Raw genomic sequence first — 18678 nt, 5'->3', positions numbered from 1 at the left:
AGTCACTAGGGTCCGCTCGCGTCTATGCTGGATGCACGCCTACTGAAGTTGCCCATAGCCTCTCATCAGCACCGACATGAGCATCATCAGATCGTGGTGGGCGTTCAGGGCGAAGCGGAATTGAGTGTCGATGGTACCGGTTCCCACCTGGACACCTGGAAAGCCTGTCTGGTTCCGACCGAGGCCCGTCACGACTACTGTGGTGACAACCAGAACCACGTATTGGTGATTAACCTCGACCCTTACGTGCCTGCGATCAACACCCCCGCCCATGCCGATTACGAGCGTCTTGCGCCGCTTTTTGAGCGCCCCCGCACCCTGGGCATGGACAACAAGTTGCAGGGCCTGGTTCAGTTCGCCGCCGGCGAATTCGACCGTTCGCCGTCGAACGACGGTATGAAACGTCACCTGGCTGCAAGCATCCTTCATTGCATGGCCGAGCGGCTGAACGCGAGTCGAACGGTCGCAACGAACCGGCAAGCGGTTCGCCCGGATACGGTGCGCCGCTACATCATGGAAAATCTTCATCGTAAGATTACCGTTCAGGATCTTGCCGGCGTGGCCTGTCTCAGTGTCAGCCGTTTCTACGAAATGTTCCGGGAGGTCACCGGCGTGACCCCGCATCAGTTTCTCCTTCAGACCCGGCTGGACCAGGCGGCCCAGCTCCTCATGTCCACCTCTCTCTCCGTCTCGGAAGTCAGTTATCGCACGGGGTTTTCGTCCCACAGTGCGTTGACCAACGCCTTGAGAAAACACAAGGGCACTACCCCCACGAAATTACGATTTGGTGAAAAAGTAGCCTAAATTGCGAAAAAATCGGCTTTTTCGGACGAATTTATAAAAGAATCGTAGGATTTTGTAAGCCGTGGGTCCGTAGTAATACTAAGTTAAACGGTAACTGAAATTGTCAGTGTTCCGGGCTATGTTGCGCCGGCTTGCTGACGCTGCGATCACGAACCGGATGCCGGCCAGAACCGGACATCCGAAACAGGTGCCGACATGTTTCACGCGAGCAAGGTTCTAGAACCGGCCTTCCAGGAGCAGCCTCGATCTGCTTTCTGGCAGAGCCTGGTTGCCAACCATGCTGTGGACGAGGCGGGTTACCTGCAGGAACTGATTGCCCTGGCGCAGAGTGACGCAGCGGAAGATCGTGCGGTGACGGAAACGGCCACCGGGTTGATTGCCAACGTGCGCGACCAGGACGACGCCGTCCATATGATTGACGCGCTGTTGCAGGAGTACAGTCTCGACACCCAGGAAGGCATCCTGCTGATGTGCCTTGCCGAGGCACTGATGCGCATTCCCGACAAGTACACCGCCGATGCGTTGATTCACGACAAGATGTCCGTGGCGGACTGGCAGAAGCACGTTGGGCGTAGTGAATCGACACTGGTCAACGCGTCTACCTGGGGGTTGTTGCTGACCGGGCGGGTTGTGAAAATGGACAAGCGCCTGGATGGGTCGCCATCCAGTGTCTGGAAACGGCTCGTCAAGCGCAGCGGGGAACCGGTCATTCGCAGTGCGATGTACCGGGCCATGAGCATCATGGGCAAACAGTTTGTCCTGGGCCGGGATATCGAAGAGGCGCTCAGGAATGCCCGGGGCTATCGCGACATGGGCTACACCTACTCGTTCGATATGCTGGGCGAGGCAGCGCTGACCGCCTCAGATGCCGACCGTTACCTGAAAGACTACATGAACGCGATCGCGTCGGTGGGTGCTGACTCCGAATCGAGCCGCCACGGCCCCCGGCCATCCATTTCAATCAAGCTGTCCGCGCTTCATCCCCGTTATGAATATTCCCAGGAGGAGCGGGTACTCAAGGAGCTCTACCGCACCGTCCGCGATCTCGTGACCTTTGCCCGCGAGAAACAGGTGGCCATCACGATTGATGCGGAAGAGATGGACCGGCTGGAAATCTCCCTGAAGCTCTTTGAGAAAGTATTCACCTCCAGCGCTGCCAAAGGGTGGGGGCGCTTTGGGCTGGTCGTGCAGGCCTATTCCAAGCGGGCACTGCCGACTCTGTGCTGGCTGACCAGACTGGCCAAAGATCAGGGCGATGAGATTCCGGTCAGGCTGGTCAAGGGCGCCTACTGGGACACCGAAATCAAGATCTGTCAGCAATTGGGCCTGGCGAGTTATCCGGTGTTCACCCGCAAGGAAGCAACCGATACGTCGTATCTGGCCTGCCTGCGTTACCTGCTGAGCGATTACACCGAGGGTGCCCTATATCCCCAGTTGGCCAGTCACAATGCCCACACCGTGGCCTCGGTGCTGGTGATGGCCCGGAATCGCAATCGCAGGATCGAGTTTCAGCGTTTGCATGGCATGGGGGATGCGCTCTACAACAGCATCCTCAAGGATTACGACATTCCCGTGCGTATCTACGCGCCTGTGGGGGCTCACAAGGACCTGCTGCCGTACCTCGTCCGGCGGCTGCTGGAAAACGGCGCGAATTCGTCGTTTGTTCACCGGCTCGTGGACGCCGCAACGCCGATTGAGTCACTGGTCCAGAACCCCGTCCAGGAACTGCAGAAATACGAGTCCCTGCCGAACGACCGAATTCCGGCACCCACGGACATCTACGGCCAGGAACGTATCAATTCCCGGGGGCTGAACATACAGGTTGAGGCGGATCTTACCCCACTGCTCAGCGGCCTTGATGGATGGGTGCAACACAGCTGGACAGCCGGGCCAATCATTGGCGGAACTCGCCACATCGATGGCGACCGCATCGATGTGCACTCGCCCTACGATCAGTCCCGTTCGGTCGGATCGGTGGTGTTCGCCAATGAACGACATGTCGAGGATGCGCTCCGGGTCGCCCAGAATGGCTTTGGCGCCTGGAATGCCCGACCGGTCGCCGAGCGGGCCCGGTGTCTGGACACCTACGCCGACCTGCTCGAAAAAAACAGGCACGAACTCATCGCCCTCTGTTGTCGCGAAGCGGGCAAGACCCTGCAGGACGGCATTGATGAGATCCGCGAGGCCGTGGATTTCTGCCGCTACTATGCGATTCAGGGTCGGGCACGGTTCGGCGATGCCATCGCCATGCCCGGGCCGACCGGGGAGAGTAATGAACTCTACATGGAAGGGCGGGGCGTCTTCCTGTGTATCAGTCCCTGGAATTTCCCATTGGCTATCTTTACCGGACAGATCATGGCCGCCCTGGTGTCCGGTAACAGTGTCATTGCCAAACCGGCTGAGCAAACAAGCCTGGTGGCGGGGCGGGCGGTCGAGCTGATGCTCGAGGCCGGCTTCCCACCGGATGTCATTCAACTGTTACCCGGTGAGGGCGCTAGACTTGGCGGCAAACTGACCCCGGACCCCAGGATTGCCGGAGTTGCCTTCACCGGATCTACCCAGGTGGCACGCCTGCTCAATCGCACGCTGGCGCAGCGTGAGGGTGCCATTGTGCCGCTGATTGCCGAAACCGGCGGTCAGAATGCCATGATTGTCGATAGCAGCGCCCTTCCGGAGCAGGTGGTTCGCGATGCTTTGCATTCCGCCTTTGCCAGCGCCGGTCAGCGGTGTTCCGCGTTGAGAGTGCTGTACCTTCAGGAGGAGGTGGCCGAGCACGTGGAGTCTATGCTGGCGGGTGCCATGCAGGAGCTGTCGGTTGGCAGTCCGGAACACACCAGCACCGACATCGGTCCGGTGATTGACGCCGAGGCCCGGACTGCGTTGCAGGAACACCTGAATGAGCTTGAGCAGACGGCCCGGTTTATCGCCCGCTCGCCCTTGCCGCCGGCGTGTTCGGCGGGGCATTTTGTGGCGCCTTCGGCCTACGGCATTTCCCGCATGGGCGACCTTGCGTCTGAGCATTTCGGGCCGGTTCTGCACGTGATTCGATACAAAGCCGACCAGTTGGATGCGGTGATCGATGAGATCAATGAGGCAGGCTATGGCCTGACGCTCGGGATTCACAGTCGCAGTGAATCCACGGCCGCATGGATCGAGCAACGGGTCAAGGTGGGTAACTGCTACATCAACCGTGACCAGATCGGTGCGGTGGTCGGTGTGCAGCCGTTTGGCGGCCGGGGGCTGTCCGGTACCGGGCCCAAAGCCGGTGGGCCGCATTACCTGCAGCGGTTCGCCACGGAGCGAACGAGAACCATCAACACAACCGCTGTCGGGGGCAATGCCTCGCTGTTGTCACTCGGTATTGAAAAAGTTTAGGGATTACAAAAATATAGCAACGACACGGATGTCGTCTAGAATTCGGATATCTGATGCTTTCGGGCGACAGGTGTCCGTCTCAGGGTTGTCCCTCTCATCCTGTCCGCAGGGTGCAGAAGGAGAGCCGTTCCAAAGCCAACAATAAACAACCCAGATAGCGCACGGGGAGAAAACCGAAATGATAGGAAACAGTGTTGGGATCAGTATTACGTTCCTGGCCTACATTCTGCTGATGCTTGGCGTCGGTTATGTAGCCTGGAAACGTACGTCTAATCTTTCCGATTACATCTTGGGCGGCCGGAGTCTTGGCCCCCTGCCATCTGCGATCAGTGCCGGCGCGTCCGACATGAGTGGTTGGCTTTTGCTGGGTCTGCCCGGTTACGCCTACGCGGCCGGCTATGAGGCCATCTGGATTGCCGTTGGCCTGCTGGCAGGTACCTGGCTGAACTGGCTGTTTGTTGCCAGCCGCCTGCGTACCTATTCGCTGTCCGCTGGTGACTCATTGACCCTGCCGTCTTACTTCGAGAACCGGTTCAATGACACCAGTCGCATCCTGCGCGTGGTGTGTGCTTTCTTCATCCTGATGTTCTTCCTGTTCTACACCAGTTCTGGCCTGGTCGCAGGGGGCAAATTGTTTGAAACGGTGTTTGGTCTCGATTACACGGTTGCTGTGATTGTTGGCACCATTGCGGTGGTTTCGTACACCTTCTTCGGTGGCTTCCTCGCGGTGACCTGGACCGACGTTATTCAGGGCCTGCTGATGTTTGCAGCGCTGCTGCTGGTGCCGATCATGGCAATCAACGCTGACGGTGGCTGGGGCGCAATGACTGCCGCGATGGAAGCGAAAAACCCCGAGTTCCTCGATGCCTTTACGGGCACCGACGGTGCGGCTCTGGGCGTTCTTTCGATTCTGTCACTGCTGGGCTGGGGCCTGGGTTACTTCGGTCAGCCGCACATTCTGGCGCGTTTCAAGGCCATTCGGAGCGAGGATGACGTTCCTGCAGCACGCCGGATTGCTGTGACCTGGAGTGGCCTTGGCCTGCTGGGTGCGCTGCTTTGCGGTTTCGCCGCCATTGGCTACTTCGAGACACCGCTGGATGACGGTGAGCGGGCCTTCATGCTGCTCGTTGATGCACTGTTCCACCCGGTTATTGCGGGTATCCTGCTGGCTGCCATTCTTGCTGCCATCATGAGTACCGCCGACTCCCAGCTGCTGGTATCGTCCTCCGCACTGGCGGAAGACTTCTACAAGGCGCTGTTCCGTAAGGAAGCCTCCCAGGAGGAGCTGGTCTGGGTTGGTCGTCTTGCCGTTGTCGGCATCGCGATTATTGCCTGTATTCTGGGCCTCAACCCCGACAGTAAGGTCCTGGAGCTGGTGTCCTACGCCTGGGCAGGCTTTGGTGCGGCCTTCGGTCCGGCACTGATCCTGTCGCTGTTCTGGCGTGAAATGACCCGCAACGGCGCGATTGCCGGTATCATTGTGGGTGGCGCGACAGTCGTAGTCTGGGGCAATATGTCCGGCGGTCTTCTCGACCTGTACGAGATCATCCCGGGCTTCATCTTTGCCACCATTGCGATCGTGGTTGTGTCCAAGTTTGGTGACAAGCCGCACGCCGAGATCCTTGCTGGCTTCGATAAGGCCATCAAAGAGCGTTATCACAACCTGCCGTAACTGGCAGACCCGTCGCCAGTTGAACGACTGGTGACGGGGTCGCTACGCAAAAGCCCCCGTCCGTCCGGACGGGGGCTTTTTTTTGCCGGTACCCGGGGGAGGACTTATACATAGGTCGAAGTTGGGGGCGTGCTGCTGGCGGCCCTACCAACTAGACGCTAACGTGATAGGTTCACAGTAAGCATCCCGAAATAAATATAACCAATTGAGGATCAAGGCTTATGAATACCAAAACTCTCGGCAAGGTTGCCATGGGGGCGGTCGCTGCCGTGGCCGTTTCACTGTCAGCCAGTGTTCATGCCGAAGGCAACTATGTGATGGGTACCGCGACCACCGGCGGGACCTATTACCCGGTGGGCGTTGCCATTTCCACGCTGGTGAAGGTGAAACTGGAACCGCAAACCAATATTTCCGTTTCCGCCATCAGCTCAGCTGGCTCTGGCGAGAATCTGAAGCTGATGGATGAGGGGCAGATCCAGTTTGGCATTCTGCAAGGTCTTTATGGTGCCTACGCGTGGAATGGCACGGGCCCGGTGCCCAAGGCCTACAAGAACCTGCGTTCGGTTTCCATGCTCTGGCAGAACGTCGAACACTTCGTTGTGCGCAACTCGATGGTGGAAACCGGCACCATCTCTGATATGACCAACGTGTACGATGAGAGCTTTTCCATTGGCGCGCGAAACTCCGGTACCGAAGGGTCGGGGCGCTTCATCCTGGGCAAGGTTGGGATTGACCTGGAACAGGTGGATATTGCCTATCTGGGCTACGGTCCCAGCGCCGATGCCTTGCAGAACGGCAACATCGATGGCATGAACATTCCGGCCGGTGTGCCGGCCTCGGCAGTAACCCGGGCCTACGCCAACCTGGGCGACGAGATTACCACGCTGGACTTCACCGCCGAGCAGTTGGCCCAGGTGAACAGTGATTTCGAGCTCTGGAGCCCGTTTACCATCCCGGCCGGCACCTATCCCAACCAGGCCAAGGACATCAATACGATTGCCCAGCCGAACATCATGGCGGCCCGTGCTGATGTACCCGAGGAAGATGTTTACCAGATCACCAAGACGATTTACGCCAACCTGCCGTTCCTGAACAACATCCATCCGGCCACCAAGGCCATGGCGCTGGAAAAGGCCATTGCCGGCCTGCCCATGCCACTGCACCCTGGCGCGGCCCGATTCTACCGTGAGCAGGGGCTGGAAATTCCCGAGCGGCTGATTGCGGAGTAAGCGTGGCGGAACAACCAGCGAGCGAACCTCCCGGCGAGGTTCGCGACGAAAGCGCGAGCGAAGCCAGCGAACGCCTTGATCACCGGTTCCTTGGGCCGGTGATTTTCAGTTTGGCCGTCGCGACATCGCTCATTCACCTGTATTTCAATACCGTGTCCACACTCTCTGAGTTGTGGACATCGGCCCTGCACTTTGGCCTGTTCGGTCTGATCTGCGCCCTGACCACGCCAATGTTAAAGGCGCGTACAGCCGGTGGTCAGCGGGTGGTGTTGGGCGTCGACGTTTTCCTCGGTCTGACCGCGCTTGCCTGCGCCGTGTATCTGATGTTGTTTGAAAATGCGCTGTATGCGCGTGGCGTTACCTTCAGCACCGGAGACTGGATTTTCTCCATAGCTGCCGTCCTGCTGATCCTGGAATTCGCGCGCCGCACCGTGGGTTGGTTCATCCCCGTCCTTTGCATCCTGGCTTTGTCCTACGTGGCCTGGTGGGGCCAGTATGTCGACGGCATCTTCAATTTTCCGGGGCTGACCTGGGAAACCGTTCTGTTTCGGTCCTACATTGGCGGGCAGGGCATGCTTGGGTCGATTGCCCGCATTTCCTGGACCTACGTGTTCATGTTTATCCTGTTCGGTGCCTTCCTGGTGAAGTCGGGCGCAGGGGACTTTATCATCGAACTGGCCCGTTGTGCGGCAGGGCGTTTTGTCGGTGGCCCGGGCTTTGTAGCCGTGTTCTCTTCAGGCCTGATGGGGTCGGTGTCCGGCTCAAGCGTGGCTAACACGGTGTCTACAGGCGTGATCACCATTCCTTTAATGCGCAAGGCCGGTTTTCCCGCCCGCTTTGCCGCGGGCGTCGAGGCGGCCGCTTCCACCGGTGGCCAATTGATGCCGCCGGTGATGGGCGCTGGCGCCTTTATCATGGCGTCCTACACCCAGGTATCCTACCTCACCATCATTTCCGTCGCTGCCTTGCCGGCGCTGCTTTACTTCCTGTCGGTGGCCATGTTTGTGCGCATTGAGGCCAAGCGCAGTCACGCGATCAAGCTGGAGGATAGCGAGGCGCCCACACTGAAAGACGTGCTCAAGGATGGCTGGCATTTTCTCTTGCCGCTGGTGGTTCTGGTCGCCGCCCTGGTCTATGGTTTTACGCCGACCTACGCCGCCGGCATCGCGATCCTGTCAGTGATCGCGGCGTCCTGGCTGTCCCGACACCCGATGGGTCCCAGGGATATTCTCGAGGCGCTGGTCATGGGGACCCGCAACATCACCACCACCGCCATCCTGCTCATTACCGTAGGGCTGATCGTGATGGTGGTGTCGACCACGGGCATCGGCAACACCTTTTCCATCATGATTACCGACTGGGCGGGCGGCAGCCTGCTGATCACCATTATCCTGGTGGCCCTGGCGTCCTTGATTCTCGGTATGGGGCTGCCAGTCACGGCGGCCTACATTGTGCTGGCGACGCTGTCGGCACCCGCGATCTACAACCTGATCGCCCAGAGCCAGCTGTTGGACATGGTGATGAACGGCAATCTGCCGGAGCAGGCCAAGTCCATATTCATGCTGGTTGCGCCGGACAAGCTGGACCTCCTGAACGGGCCAATGGATCGGGCCAGCGCCCAACAGCTGCTGGCAGCGGTGCCAGACACCTTCAGTACCCAATTGCTGGAGCAGGCCCTGTCGCCGTCCGCGCTCGCCATGGCCCTGGTGGCCGCTCACATGGTGATCTTCTGGCTGTCCCAGGATTCCAACGTCACCCCGCCGGTCTGTCTGACCGCCTTTGCCGCGGCGGCCATCGCCGGGACACCCCAGATGCGCACCGGCTTCACCGCCTGGAAACTGGCCAAGGGGTTGTACATCGTGCCGCTTTTGTTCGCCTATTCGCCGCTGATTACCGGCGACTTCGAACAGATGCTCCGGGTGTTCTGCTTTGCACTGTTTGGCATCTACGCCATCGTCGCGGGCCTCGAAGGGTATCTGGAGCACCCGCTCAATCCGGTGGTGCGTCTGCTCATGTTCCCCATTGGTGTACTCATGCTTTGGCCGCATGGCCAGATCCTGCTGGATGTTGCGGGCCTGGCGATATTCGTCATTGCCTTTGTGTGGAGCAGCCGCCAACAGGGGCCAATGTCCAGGCCAGCGCCGGTGTAACGGGACCCAACTATGACGGTGTTTGAGGTACTCGCGTTGCTGGCGCTGGGTGGAGTCGCTGGCTTCATCAATGTGTTGTCCGCGGGCGGCTCCATGCTGACGTTGCCGCTGTTGATGTTCCTCGGCCTGCCGCCACAGGTGGCCAACGGCACCAACCGGGTGGCCATCACCCTTCAGAGCATGACTGCAGTGGGCAGTTTTTACCGCATGGGGCATGGCAATCTCATTGTCAGTCTTCACCTTGCCGTGCCCGCAATTCTCGGATCGCTTCTGGGGGCCTGGATAGCAACCTGGGTGCCCGATGCGGTGTTCGAGATTGTCCTGGTGTCGGCGATGATCGGTGCCTCGGTGTTCATGCTGTTGCCGCAACCCTCCCTGAGTACGCGTCCGCTGACCAAAGAGCGGTTAACGCCGGCGATTTACGTGGCGATGTTTTTTGTTGGCATGTACGGCGGATTTATCCAGGTGGGCGTTGGCGTTCTGTTCATTGTCGTGCTGTACCACATGCTCAAGATCGATCTGAGGCAGGTGAACGTGCTCAAGGTGTCGATCGTCCTGCCCTTCACCTTTGCGGCATTGATGGTGTTCGCCCTTAATAATCAGGTGCACTGGGGTGTCGGGCTGACGCTGGCGCTGGGTAATGTCACCGGCGCTTTCATCGCGACTCGGGTCAATATGAGCAAGCAGGGCGCGCGCTGGGTTAAAGGGATAACCCTGGTTATGGTGGCGGCGATTCTCGTAAGGCTGATTCTGTACTGATACTGATGAGAGAGGTTCAAGACAATGAAAGCGATGGTGATTGAAGAGTTTGGTGGCCCCGAGGTGTTCGTTGAGCGTGACGTCGACACACCGGAACCGGCCGAGGGTCAGGTCCGCATCAAGGTCGTCGCCTCCAGTGTCAATCCGCTGGAAACCAAAATTCGTTCGGGCTTGGTGAAAACCGGTCCGGCCATGCCGGCAATTCTGAATGGCGATGTCTCTGGTGTGGTCGATAAAGTCGGCCCGGGCGTGAGCGGCTTCGCCGTGGGCGACGAGGTTTTTGGGTGCGCGGGTGGCGTAAAGGGGTGGCAGGGGGCGCTGGCGGATTACATGATTGCCGACGTGCGTTTGCTGGGCAAGCGCACCCCGGCCATGGCGTTACCGCTGGCGGAGTGCGCGGCTTTGCCGCTGGTGTTCCTCACCGCCTGGAGCGCGCTGGTGGACAGAGCCCAGCTCCAGCCTGGCGAACAGGTGCTGATTCATGCCGGCATCGGGGGCGTCGGCCACGTCGCCATCCAGATTGCCAAGTACCTGGGCGCGCGGGTCGCTACGACGGTTTCGACGGAAGAAAAAGCCGCCCAGGCCAGGGCGCTGGGCGCCGACGACATCATTTTCTACAGGGACGAGTCGGTGGAAGACTACAAACAACGCCTGACAGGCGGTAACGGTTTCAGTTTGGTGTTCGACACCGTGGGTGGCGAGAACCTGGATCGGTCCATTGAAGCGACCGCGATCAACGGTCGGCTCTGCTCAATCAATACCCGGTCCACCCACGATCTCAGCCAGATGCACGCCAAGAGTCTGACCCTGCACGTCATCTTTCGGTCGATTTCACTGCTCTACGGCGTCGGTATGAACGATCAGCCGCGGCTACTGAAGGCCTTGTGCGATCTGCTGGAGCAGGGCAGGGTCCGGCCATTGCTGGATAGCCAGCGGTTCAGGTTCAGCCAGGTTGGGGATGCCCACCGGCGCCTCGAGTCGGGCCAGGCCGTGGGTAAGATCCTGTTGGAGCGATAAAGCGATCGCTTTCCGGGCACAAAAAAACGCCAGCCCGAGGGCTGGCGTTTCTGGTGTCACTATACCTTGAAGGTTGGAAGCTTACGCAACGTTCGCTTCGGATGCCTTCTTGGTGTAGTTCTCCATCTGGTCGAAGTTGAGATACTTGTAGATCTCTTTCGACATGCTGTTGAGGTCCTTGGCGTATTCCATGTACTCCTGCGGAGAGGGGAGTTTACCAAGAACCGCACCAACCGCAGCCAGTTCCGCAGAGGTCAGGTACACGTTGGCACCGTCGCCGAGGCGGTTCGGGAAGTTACGGGTGGACGTGGACAGCACGGTGGACTTGGCGGCAACACGCGCCTGGTTACCCATGCACAGGGAGCAGCCCGGCATCTCGGTTCGAACGCCGGCAGTGCCGTAAGTGTTGAAGTAACCTTCTTCCATCAGCTGGGCCTGATCCATCTTGGTGGGTGGTGACATCCACAGACGGGTCTTCAGGGGCTCTTTGTTCTGCTCAAGCAGTTTACCCGCGGCACGGAAGTGACCGATGTTGGTCATGCAGGAACCGATGAACACTTCGTCGACCTTGTCGCCAGCGACTTCGGACAGGAACTTGGCGTCGTCCGGATCGTTCGGGCAGCACACGATCGGCTCTTTGATGTCGGCCAGATCGATTTCGATGACGTGCGCGTACTCTGCGTCCTTGTCAGCACGCATGAGCTTCGGATCGGCCAGCCACTCTTCCATCTGCTTGGCGCGACGCTCCAGTGTGCGTGGGTCGCCGTAACCTTCGGCAATCATCCAGCGCAGCATGGTGATGTTGGAGCGCAGGTACTCAGCTACAGAATCTTCAGACAGGTTGATGGTACAACCGGCTGCAGATCGCTCGGCGGAGGCGTCAGACAGCTCGAATGCCTGCTCGACGGTCAGGTGTTCCAGACCTTCGATCTCCAGAATGCGACCGGAGAATTCGTTGATCTTGCCTTTCTTCTCAACGGTCAGCATGCCCTGCTTGATGCCGTACAGCGGGATGGCGTGGACCAGGTCGCGCAGGGTGATGCCCGGCTGCATTTCGCCTTTGAAGCGAACCAGAACGGATTCCGGCATATCCAGCGGCATAACACCGGTCGCGGCGGCAAACGCCACCAGGCCTGAGCCAGCCGGGAACGAGATGCCCATCGGGAAACGGGTGTGGGAGTCGCCACCGGTACCCACGGTGTCTGGCAGCAGCATACGGTTCAGCCAGGAGTGGATGATGCCGTCGCCCGGACGCAGGGCAACACCGCCCCGAGTCTGGATGAAGTCCGGCATGGTGTGCTGCATTTCCACGTCTACCGGCTTCGGGTAGGCCGCTGTGTGGCAGAAGGACTGCATGACCAGATCAGCCTGGAAGCCCAGACACGCGAGATCTTTCAGTTCGTCACGGGTCATCGGACCGGTGGTGTCCTGGGAGCCCACGGTGGTCATGTGCGGCTCGCAGTAAGTACCAGGACGAACGCCTTGGCCTTCTTCCAGACCGCAGGCCTTACCGACCATCTTCTGGCCCAGGGTGAAGCCCTTGGTGCCGGCTTCTGGATCTTTCGGCAGGCGGAACAGGTCGGTCGGACCCATGCCCAGTGCGGCACGCGCCTTGGCGGTCAGGCCACGGCCGATGATCAGCGGAATACGACCGCCAGCCTGAACCTCGTCCAGAATCACTTCGGATTTGAAGTTGAACTCGGAGATGGTCTCGCCAGCCTCGTTCAGGATCTTGCCTTCGTATGGGCGGATCTCGATCACGTCGCCCATGTTCATGTTGTCGACCGGTGCCTCGAACACCAGGGCACCTGCGTCTTCCATGGTGTTGAAGAAGATCGGGGCAACCTTGTTACCGATGCACACGCCACCGGCGCGCTTGTTGGGAACGCCCGGGATGTCTTCGCCGAAGAACCACAGAACCGAGTTGGTGGCGGATTTACGGGAGGATCCGGTACCGACAACGTCACCAACGAAAGCGACGGGCAGGCCCTTGGATTTGATTTCGTCGATCTGGCTCATCGGGCCGGTGACACCCGGCTCTTCAGGCTTCAGGCCATCGCGTTCCATCTTGTAGGCAGCGCGGGCGTGCAGCGGGATGTCCGGACGGGACCAGGCATCGGGTGCCGGTGAAAGGTCGTCGGTGTTGGTTTCGCCAGTCACCTTGAACACCACCATCTTGGTGCTTTCAGGTACTTTCTTCTTGTTGGTGAACCATTCGCCGTTGGCCCAGGATTCCATCACGGCCTTGGCGACGGCATTGCCTGCGTCCATTTTTTCCTTCACATCGTTGAAGGCGTCGAACATCAGCAGGGTGCGCTTGAGCTGCTCGCCGGCCAGTTCAGCCAGTTCGGAGTCGTCCAGAAGATCCACCAGGGTGGCGATGTTGTAGCCGCCCTGCATCATACCCAGCAGCTGAACCGCTTTCTGCTTGTCCAGCAGGGGAGAGGAGGCTTCGCCTTTAACAATGGCGGTCAGGAAAGCGGCCTTCACGTAGGCGGCTTCGTCCACGCCCGGCGGGATGCGGTTTTCCAGAAGATAAACGAGAGTTTCTTCTTCGCCGGCCGGCGGATTTTTCAGCAGTTCAACCAGAGCTGCTGTCTGCTCGGGATTCAGAGGCTTGGGAGGAATACCCAGAGCTTCACGTTCTGCAACGTGTTCACGATAGGCTTCTAACACGATATGGACCCTCATCAGTTGGAATGTCCCGCGCCCTTGGCTAGTAAGCCCGGCGGGAGTTTTATGGCGGAAAAGGCCGTAAACTGGCGCTGCATTCTATAGGAAACCCCTTATAAAGTTAAGATGGACAGAGGTCGGAGTGTTCTGGTAACTGGGTTATACTCCGGCGTCCAATTCATTCGCCCGATATCGACATGACCGAAGCCCTGCAAGAGATTTACGACTTCCTTCCCTGCCGTACGCCACAGCGATGGATCGACAATGCCCTGGCGAACCAGGACCTGATGCTCATTGATCATGCCCATTGCGAGAAAAAGGCGGCGTCGACGGCCCTGAGCCTGATGTACCGCTATGTCGACAACACCGACCTTCTTAACAAAATGTCGCGGTTGGCCCGGGAAGAGTTGCGCCATTTCGAGCAGGTTCTGGCGATCATGAAAAAGCGGGGCGTGGAGTACGGTCACCTGACCCCCGCTCGCTATGCCGCTGGCTTGCGCCAGGAAGTCCGGACCGAGGATCCGGACCGGCTGGTCGACGTGCTGATCGTGGGCGCCATCATCGAGGCGCGGTCCTGTGAACGGTTCGCTACGCTGGCGCCGCACCTCGATGACACCCTCCGAGACTTCTACAACGGCCTTCTGAAATCGGAGGCCCGTCATTACCAGGACTACCTGAAGCTGGCAGAGCAGGCGAACGGTGGGCCGGTGGCGGATCGGGTCCGGCAGTTTCTGGAGATTGAGCACGGGTTGATCACGGAGCCGGACGCCGAATTTCGGTTCCACAGTGGCCCTGTTCAGTGAATCAAAGCCGGCGGCACAGCTCCATCCAGGCATCAATGCCGGCACTCCGGTACTTCTGTTTGTGCAGGATGAAGTAGAACTGGCGATCGAATTGCCGGTGCTCCGGCACTTTCAAGGGCACCAGGCTGCCGCGCCGGAACGCGTCCTCGAGCACCACTTCCGACAGGCAGCCAATCCCGAGGTTGGTTTCAACGGCCCGCTTGATGGCTTCCGTGTGTTCCAGCTCCAGTAGCACGTTCAGGTCCGACAACAGGCCGTGCATGCCGCGTTCAAAGCTCTGGCGGGTGCCTGAACCCTGTTCACGCATGATCCAGGTGGCGCGACGCAGGTCGTCATCGGTCAACGACTGCTTTTCAGCCAGCGGGTGGCTTGGCGAGCAGAACACGACAAGCTCATCCCCGCGCCAGGGTAGAACCTCCAGTTCGGAGGATTGCAGCTCGCCCTCGATCAAACCGATATCAAGCTCGAAATCTCTTACCCGGCGGGCAATTGTGCTGGTGTTGGCCACTTCCAGTGACACCCTGGGGTGGGTCGGGGTATTCATGTATTGGGCCATGACGCCCACCGCCAGATAGTTGCCAATGGTGAGCGTCGCGCCGACCTTCAGGGCGCCGACCTCGGTGTGTTTACTGAAGGCCTGCTCCAGTTCGTTGGCCTGGGCGAGTACAGCCTCAACCTTGGGGCGATAGAGTCGACCGAGCTCATTCAATTGGAGCCGTTTGCCCACGCGATCGAACAACTGGATATCAAATTGGTTTTCCAGTTCTTTCAACGCACTGCTGGCAGCAGATTGCGACATGGCGAGGGATTCGGCCGCCCGGGTAATGTTCTGGAAGTGCGCGGCGGCAAGAAAGACCTCCAGCTGGCGGAAGCTGTATTTCATAATGAAATGCTCTAATCGATTCGCTCGAATAAGGTTATGAGAATATCCCATTTTCCCGATAGGTTAGTGGTGGGTTACACTTTACGCAATCTAAAGTTGAACCATTCGCAGTAGAAAGCGATCCGAACAGGACGAGGTTTACATGAGCAACCTGATTAAAGAAACAGTGACCAGCGTACACCACTGGAACGATACCCTGTTCAGCTTCAAGACCAGCCGCGACCCGGGTTTTCGTTTCAAGAACGGCCATTTCGTGATGATTGGCCTGGAGACGGATGGCAAGCCCCTGATGCGGGCTTACAGCATTGCCAGCGCCAACTATGAGGAAGAACTGGAGTTCTTCTCCATCAAGGTTCAGGACGGCCCGCTGACCTCACGCCTGCAGAAGATCCAGGTCGGTGATGAGATTCTGGTCAGTCGCAAACCCACCGGTACCCTGGTTCTGGATAATCTGCTGCCTGGCAAGAACCTGTGGCTGATCAGCACCGGCACCGGCCTTGCGCCGTTCATGAGCATCATCAAGGATCCAGAAGTCTACGAGGCCTTCGACAAGGTCATCCTGACCCACGGCGTCCGTTATGTGTCTGAACTGGCCTACCAGAGTGAGATTGAAGAATTGCCGGAGAACGAGTTCTTCGGTGAGATGGTCAAAGGCAAGCTTGAGTATTACCCGACGGTCACCCGTGAGGACTTCCGCAATCAGGGCCGCCTGACCGATGCGATGGAAAACGGGAAGATCACCCGAGATCTCGGGCTTCCGGATTTTGACCCGGAGAACGACCGCTTCATGATCTGTGGCAGCCCGAGCATGCTCAAGGACACCTGTGCCATTCTCAACAAGATGGGCTTCAAGGAGGCGCGTGGCGGCGACATGGGTCACTATGTGATCGAGCGGGCTTTCGTTGAGCAGTAAGCACGTTCTTTTCAGTCGCGCAGGGAAATAAAAAACCGGAGCAGGGCTCCGGTTTTTTTATGGCCAGATCTTCAGAACCGGAAGGTCGCGCCGAAACTGAAAACATCGATATCCTCATAGGTATCCAGTCGGCCCACCAGTGCCAGATTGGCGCGGAGGTTGTACCGGGCACCGATGCCGATTGCGAAGTCGATGCTGGAGTCATTGGCAGATGCCGATGCTGTACCATTGCTGGCGGAAGCGTCGGCGTCTGTGTAGGCAAGACCCAGGCGGCCGAGTACTTCGAGGCCTTTGATTTCCTTGTCCAGGCTGTAGGTGTAGGTGGCATAACCGGCCAGAGACGCATAGCTCGCTTCAACGGTGCCGCCGACAAAGTCTGATTCCGCGTCGATGGCCGTAAGAGTCAGATCCGCTTCAGCGCCGAGTCCGGGGTACACCTGGGACAAGCTGGTTCCGAAAGTACCTGCAACGATGACTGCGCTGTCATCAAGGCCAACATCCGCGAAGCCGAGTCGTGCTTCGACATAACCATTTTCAACCAGGCTTTGGCCAGTGATCGCGTTGCCATTGTTGCTGTGGTTATCCGCCTGGGCAAACCCGGATACCAGGGCAGTGGTCAGCGCTGAACAGATCAGAACGTTTTTCATAGTGTTTCCTTGAATTGCTTTTTATTGGCGCACCGTCTGGTGACGGAGCGCCGTCGAACCCTATCGGAGGTCCTCGCCCTAATCGATATGAGTCTTGTAACATGCTGAAAGAAAGACGTAATTTTTTATCGGCGTGTGACGTGCTACACAGAAGTAAGCAGTATTTCGGGGGGCTTGTCGCTGGGTGTATAATTCAACGCTTTCATGACAGGACAATTCGATGTTTGAACTGGAAATTGAACCCCGCTTCAGCGATACCGATGCGCTCGGTCACATCAGTAACACGGCGTTGCCAGTATGGTTCGAGCAGGCAAGAACGCCGGTTTTCAAGATCTTTCACCCAAGTCTTGATGTGAAGGCCTGGCCGCTGATCATTGCGCGGCTTGAGATCGATTTGTTGGCTCAAAGCTATTGGCACATGCCGGTAAAAATCCGGACCGGCATCGGCAAGATTGGCAATTCCTCGTTTCATGTGGTGCAGGAAGCCTGGCAGAACGACAAAAAGATCGCGCGTGGTGTCGCTGTGCTGATCCACTTCGATTACGACACCGAAAAAGCCCTGCCGATTCCGGATGAGATCCGGGCGACATTGTCGGAGCATCTGATCGACTGAGCGGTTTGTTGCGCTCAGGTTCGGGCTTCGCGCACTGCGGCCCGTATTTCCGCCAACAACTCGTCCCCCGGCCAGCGCCGTCTGGTCCTCTCGCAGTCATGCACAAGCTCTGTCAGGCGCCGGTTTACTGGCGCCGTCGTGTTGAGGCTCTCTGCCAGCCGGACCACTTCACCGTTGATCCAGTCCACCTCCGTTGGCCGGCCTGCTTCCAGATCCTCCCACATTGAGGAGCGGGCGATCGGGTCAATGGCCAACATCCGGCTTGCCAGTCTCGTGAACAACCAGTCGGGCAGGGTCATCACAACAGGCACGAGGCGCATCGGGATGGCGGTTAGCTGGATCGTCTCGATGCCGGCCTGCCGCATCAGCGCCAGCGTTTCGCGCTGGGCGGCGGCCAGGCAGCGTCGATAGGCGCGATCGGACAGTTCTTCCAGGAGCGGGACATTGGACAGGGCATTGATCGGATTGTTCAGGTTTAGCAGCAGCTTGGACCACAGGACCGACGTCATATCATCACGCAGTTCCAGTGGCAGGCCGCATTGTTCAAAGAACGGGAGAAAAGGGGTCAGGCTGCTATCCCGGGCGGCCATCAGGTGGCCTTCGGTACCGTGGTGGAAGTGCCCCGGTGTCTTCTGGACGACATTGAAAGGGATCATGCCGGCACACACATGGGCATCGGGCAGGTGTCGACGAAGTTCCTCCGCATTGGAGATGCCGTTCTGCAGGCTGATGACCGGCGTACCGGGTTTTAGATGCCCGGCAAGCGTCTTCGCCGCATCGCCGGTTGCCGCCGATTTTACCGTGATCAGGACCAGATCGGCTGTGGCAGCCTGGGCAGGATCTTCAGTGAACTGCTCGGGAGTCAGTTGGGTCTCGAACTCGAAACCCTCGTAATCCGTCAGTACCAACGGGTGGTCTTTCAGGGTCTGGCTGATGCGGGCCCGGCCGATCATTACCACGTCTGCGCCGCCGGAGATCAGCCGGCCACCCACATAGCAGCCAACACTGCCGGCGCCGAACACGACAATACGCAGAGCAGAGGATGGGGAAGGGGGCACAGTCTTTACCATGATCGATCCGTTGTTTTTGTTATGACCCTGTGAAGATTGTCTGGAGCTCCGGGATAAGTCAATCCGCTTT

At 58.7% G+C, this 18678-nt stretch carries 14 protein-coding genes; 10 read left to right on the top strand and 4 right to left on the bottom strand.

The features are described 5' to 3' along the window. Positions 1–24 precede the first annotated feature (24 nt). The 7 genes from KXD86_RS04040 to KXD86_RS04010 all read left to right on the top strand — a co-directional run bounded on the left by KXD86_RS04040 (position 25) and on the right by KXD86_RS04010 (position 11006). Complete coding sequence (locus KXD86_RS04040) at positions 25–804, top strand: AraC family transcriptional regulator (RefSeq protein WP_218634789.1); 780 nt, start codon at positions 25–27, stop codon at positions 802–804. Positions 805–999: 195 nt separating this feature from the next. Then, on the top strand, positions 1000–4179 hold the full coding sequence (gene putA, locus KXD86_RS04035) for a bifunctional proline dehydrogenase/L-glutamate gamma-semialdehyde dehydrogenase PutA (RefSeq protein WP_218634788.1): 3180 nt from the start codon (positions 1000–1002) through the stop codon (positions 4177–4179). A gap of 181 nt (positions 4180–4360) precedes the next feature. After that, positions 4361–5851 carry a sodium/proline symporter PutP gene (putP, locus tag KXD86_RS04030; protein ID WP_376770965.1) on the top strand — a complete coding sequence of 497 codons (1491 nt, stop codon included), beginning with the start codon at positions 4361–4363 and terminating at the stop codon, positions 5849–5851. Between the two features lie 221 nt (positions 5852–6072). After that, positions 6073–7080 (top strand): TAXI family TRAP transporter solute-binding subunit, encoded by a 1008-nt coding sequence (locus KXD86_RS04025; protein ID WP_218634786.1) that lies wholly within the window; start codon positions 6073–6075, stop codon positions 7078–7080. A 2-nt stretch (positions 7081–7082) separates the two neighbouring features. After that, positions 7083–9230: a TRAP transporter permease gene (locus KXD86_RS04020; protein ID WP_218634785.1), complete on the top strand. Its 2148-nt coding sequence runs from the start codon at positions 7083–7085 to the stop codon at positions 9228–9230. 12 nt (positions 9231–9242) lie between these two features. Next, on the top strand, positions 9243–9989 hold the full coding sequence (locus tag KXD86_RS04015) for a sulfite exporter TauE/SafE family protein (RefSeq protein ID WP_218634784.1): 747 nt from the start codon (positions 9243–9245) through the stop codon (positions 9987–9989). Positions 9990–10013: 24 nt separating this feature from the next. Further along, positions 10014–11006 (top strand): zinc-dependent alcohol dehydrogenase family protein, encoded by a 993-nt coding sequence (locus tag KXD86_RS04010; RefSeq protein WP_218634783.1) that lies wholly within the window; start codon positions 10014–10016, stop codon positions 11004–11006. 81 nt (positions 11007–11087) lie between these two features. Here the strand turns inward: KXD86_RS04010 and KXD86_RS04005 are convergent, their stop codons facing one another. Continuing rightward, the gene (locus KXD86_RS04005; protein ID WP_218636718.1) at positions 11088–13682 is read right to left on the bottom strand and encodes a bifunctional aconitate hydratase 2/2-methylisocitrate dehydratase; all 2595 of its coding nucleotides are present in this window, start codon (positions 13680–13682) and stop codon (positions 11088–11090) included. 194 nt (positions 13683–13876) lie between these two features. Between KXD86_RS04005 and KXD86_RS04000 the strand changes: the two genes are divergently transcribed. Continuing rightward, on the top strand, positions 13877–14482 hold the full coding sequence (locus KXD86_RS04000) for a MiaE family protein (RefSeq protein WP_218634782.1): 606 nt from the start codon (positions 13877–13879) through the stop codon (positions 14480–14482). A 1-nt stretch (position 14483) separates the two neighbouring features. Here the strand turns inward: KXD86_RS04000 and KXD86_RS03995 are convergent, their stop codons facing one another. After that, positions 14484–15365, bottom strand: a complete 882-nt coding sequence (locus KXD86_RS03995) for a LysR family transcriptional regulator (RefSeq protein ID WP_218634781.1) — start codon at positions 15363–15365, stop codon at positions 14484–14486. A gap of 142 nt (positions 15366–15507) precedes the next feature. Here KXD86_RS03995 and KXD86_RS03990 point away from each other — a divergent pair, with 142 nt between their 5' ends. Beyond that, positions 15508–16278, top strand: a complete 771-nt coding sequence (locus tag KXD86_RS03990; protein WP_218634780.1) for a ferredoxin--NADP reductase — start codon at positions 15508–15510, stop codon at positions 16276–16278. Positions 16279–16349: 71 nt separating this feature from the next. Here KXD86_RS03990 and KXD86_RS03985 read toward each other — a convergent pair whose 3' ends face one another. Beyond that, the gene (locus KXD86_RS03985) at positions 16350–16925 is read right to left on the bottom strand and encodes an outer membrane protein (protein ID WP_218634779.1); all 576 of its coding nucleotides are present in this window, start codon (positions 16923–16925) and stop codon (positions 16350–16352) included. A gap of 220 nt (positions 16926–17145) precedes the next feature. On the opposite strand from KXD86_RS03985, the gene KXD86_RS03980 reads away from it, so the two are divergent. Further along, positions 17146–17538, top strand: coding sequence for an acyl-CoA thioesterase (locus KXD86_RS03980; RefSeq protein ID WP_218634778.1), 393 nt, complete (start codon positions 17146–17148; stop codon positions 17536–17538). Between the two features lie 14 nt (positions 17539–17552). Here KXD86_RS03980 and KXD86_RS03975 read toward each other — a convergent pair whose 3' ends face one another. Further along, positions 17553–18608, bottom strand: coding sequence for a 2-dehydropantoate 2-reductase (locus tag KXD86_RS03975; protein WP_218634777.1), 1056 nt, complete (start codon positions 18606–18608; stop codon positions 17553–17555). Positions 18609–18678 lie beyond the last annotated feature (70 nt).

The sequence above is a fragment of the Marinobacter arenosus genome (assembly GCF_019264345.1).
GTDB classification, from domain to species: Bacteria; Pseudomonadota; Gammaproteobacteria; order Pseudomonadales; family Oleiphilaceae; genus Marinobacter; species Marinobacter arenosus.
Note: the sequence above shows the minus strand (reverse complement) of the source record. Positions and strands in the feature narration are given on the sequence as shown.

Excerpts from the sequence above, each read along its gene's own strand:
- KXD86_RS03990 (WP_218634780.1), top strand. The coding sequence starts at position 15,508 with ATGAGCAACCTGATTAAAGAAACAGTGACCAGCGTACACCACTGGAAC.
- KXD86_RS04025 (WP_218634786.1), top strand. The coding sequence starts at position 6,073 with ATGAATACCAAAACTCTCGGCAAGGTTGCCATGGGGGCGGTCGCTGCC.
- KXD86_RS03995 (WP_218634781.1), bottom strand. The coding sequence starts at position 15,365 with ATGAAATACAGCTTCCGCCAGCTGGAGGTCTTTCTTGCCGCCGCGCAC.
- KXD86_RS04040 (WP_218634789.1), top strand. The coding sequence starts at position 25 with ATGCTGGATGCACGCCTACTGAAGTTGCCCATAGCCTCTCATCAGCAC.
- KXD86_RS04010 (WP_218634783.1), top strand. The coding sequence starts at position 10,014 with ATGAAAGCGATGGTGATTGAAGAGTTTGGTGGCCCCGAGGTGTTCGTT.
- KXD86_RS04000 (WP_218634782.1), top strand. The coding sequence starts at position 13,877 with ATGACCGAAGCCCTGCAAGAGATTTACGACTTCCTTCCCTGCCGTACG.
- KXD86_RS03985 (WP_218634779.1), bottom strand. The coding sequence starts at position 16,925 with ATGAAAAACGTTCTGATCTGTTCAGCGCTGACCACTGCCCTGGTATCC.
- KXD86_RS03975 (WP_218634777.1), bottom strand. The coding sequence starts at position 18,608 with ATGGTAAAGACTGTGCCCCCTTCCCCATCCTCTGCTCTGCGTATTGTC.
- KXD86_RS03980 (WP_218634778.1), top strand. The coding sequence starts at position 17,146 with ATGTTTGAACTGGAAATTGAACCCCGCTTCAGCGATACCGATGCGCTC.
- KXD86_RS04015 (WP_218634784.1), top strand. The coding sequence starts at position 9,243 with ATGACGGTGTTTGAGGTACTCGCGTTGCTGGCGCTGGGTGGAGTCGCT.
- putA (WP_218634788.1), top strand. The coding sequence starts at position 1,000 with ATGTTTCACGCGAGCAAGGTTCTAGAACCGGCCTTCCAGGAGCAGCCT.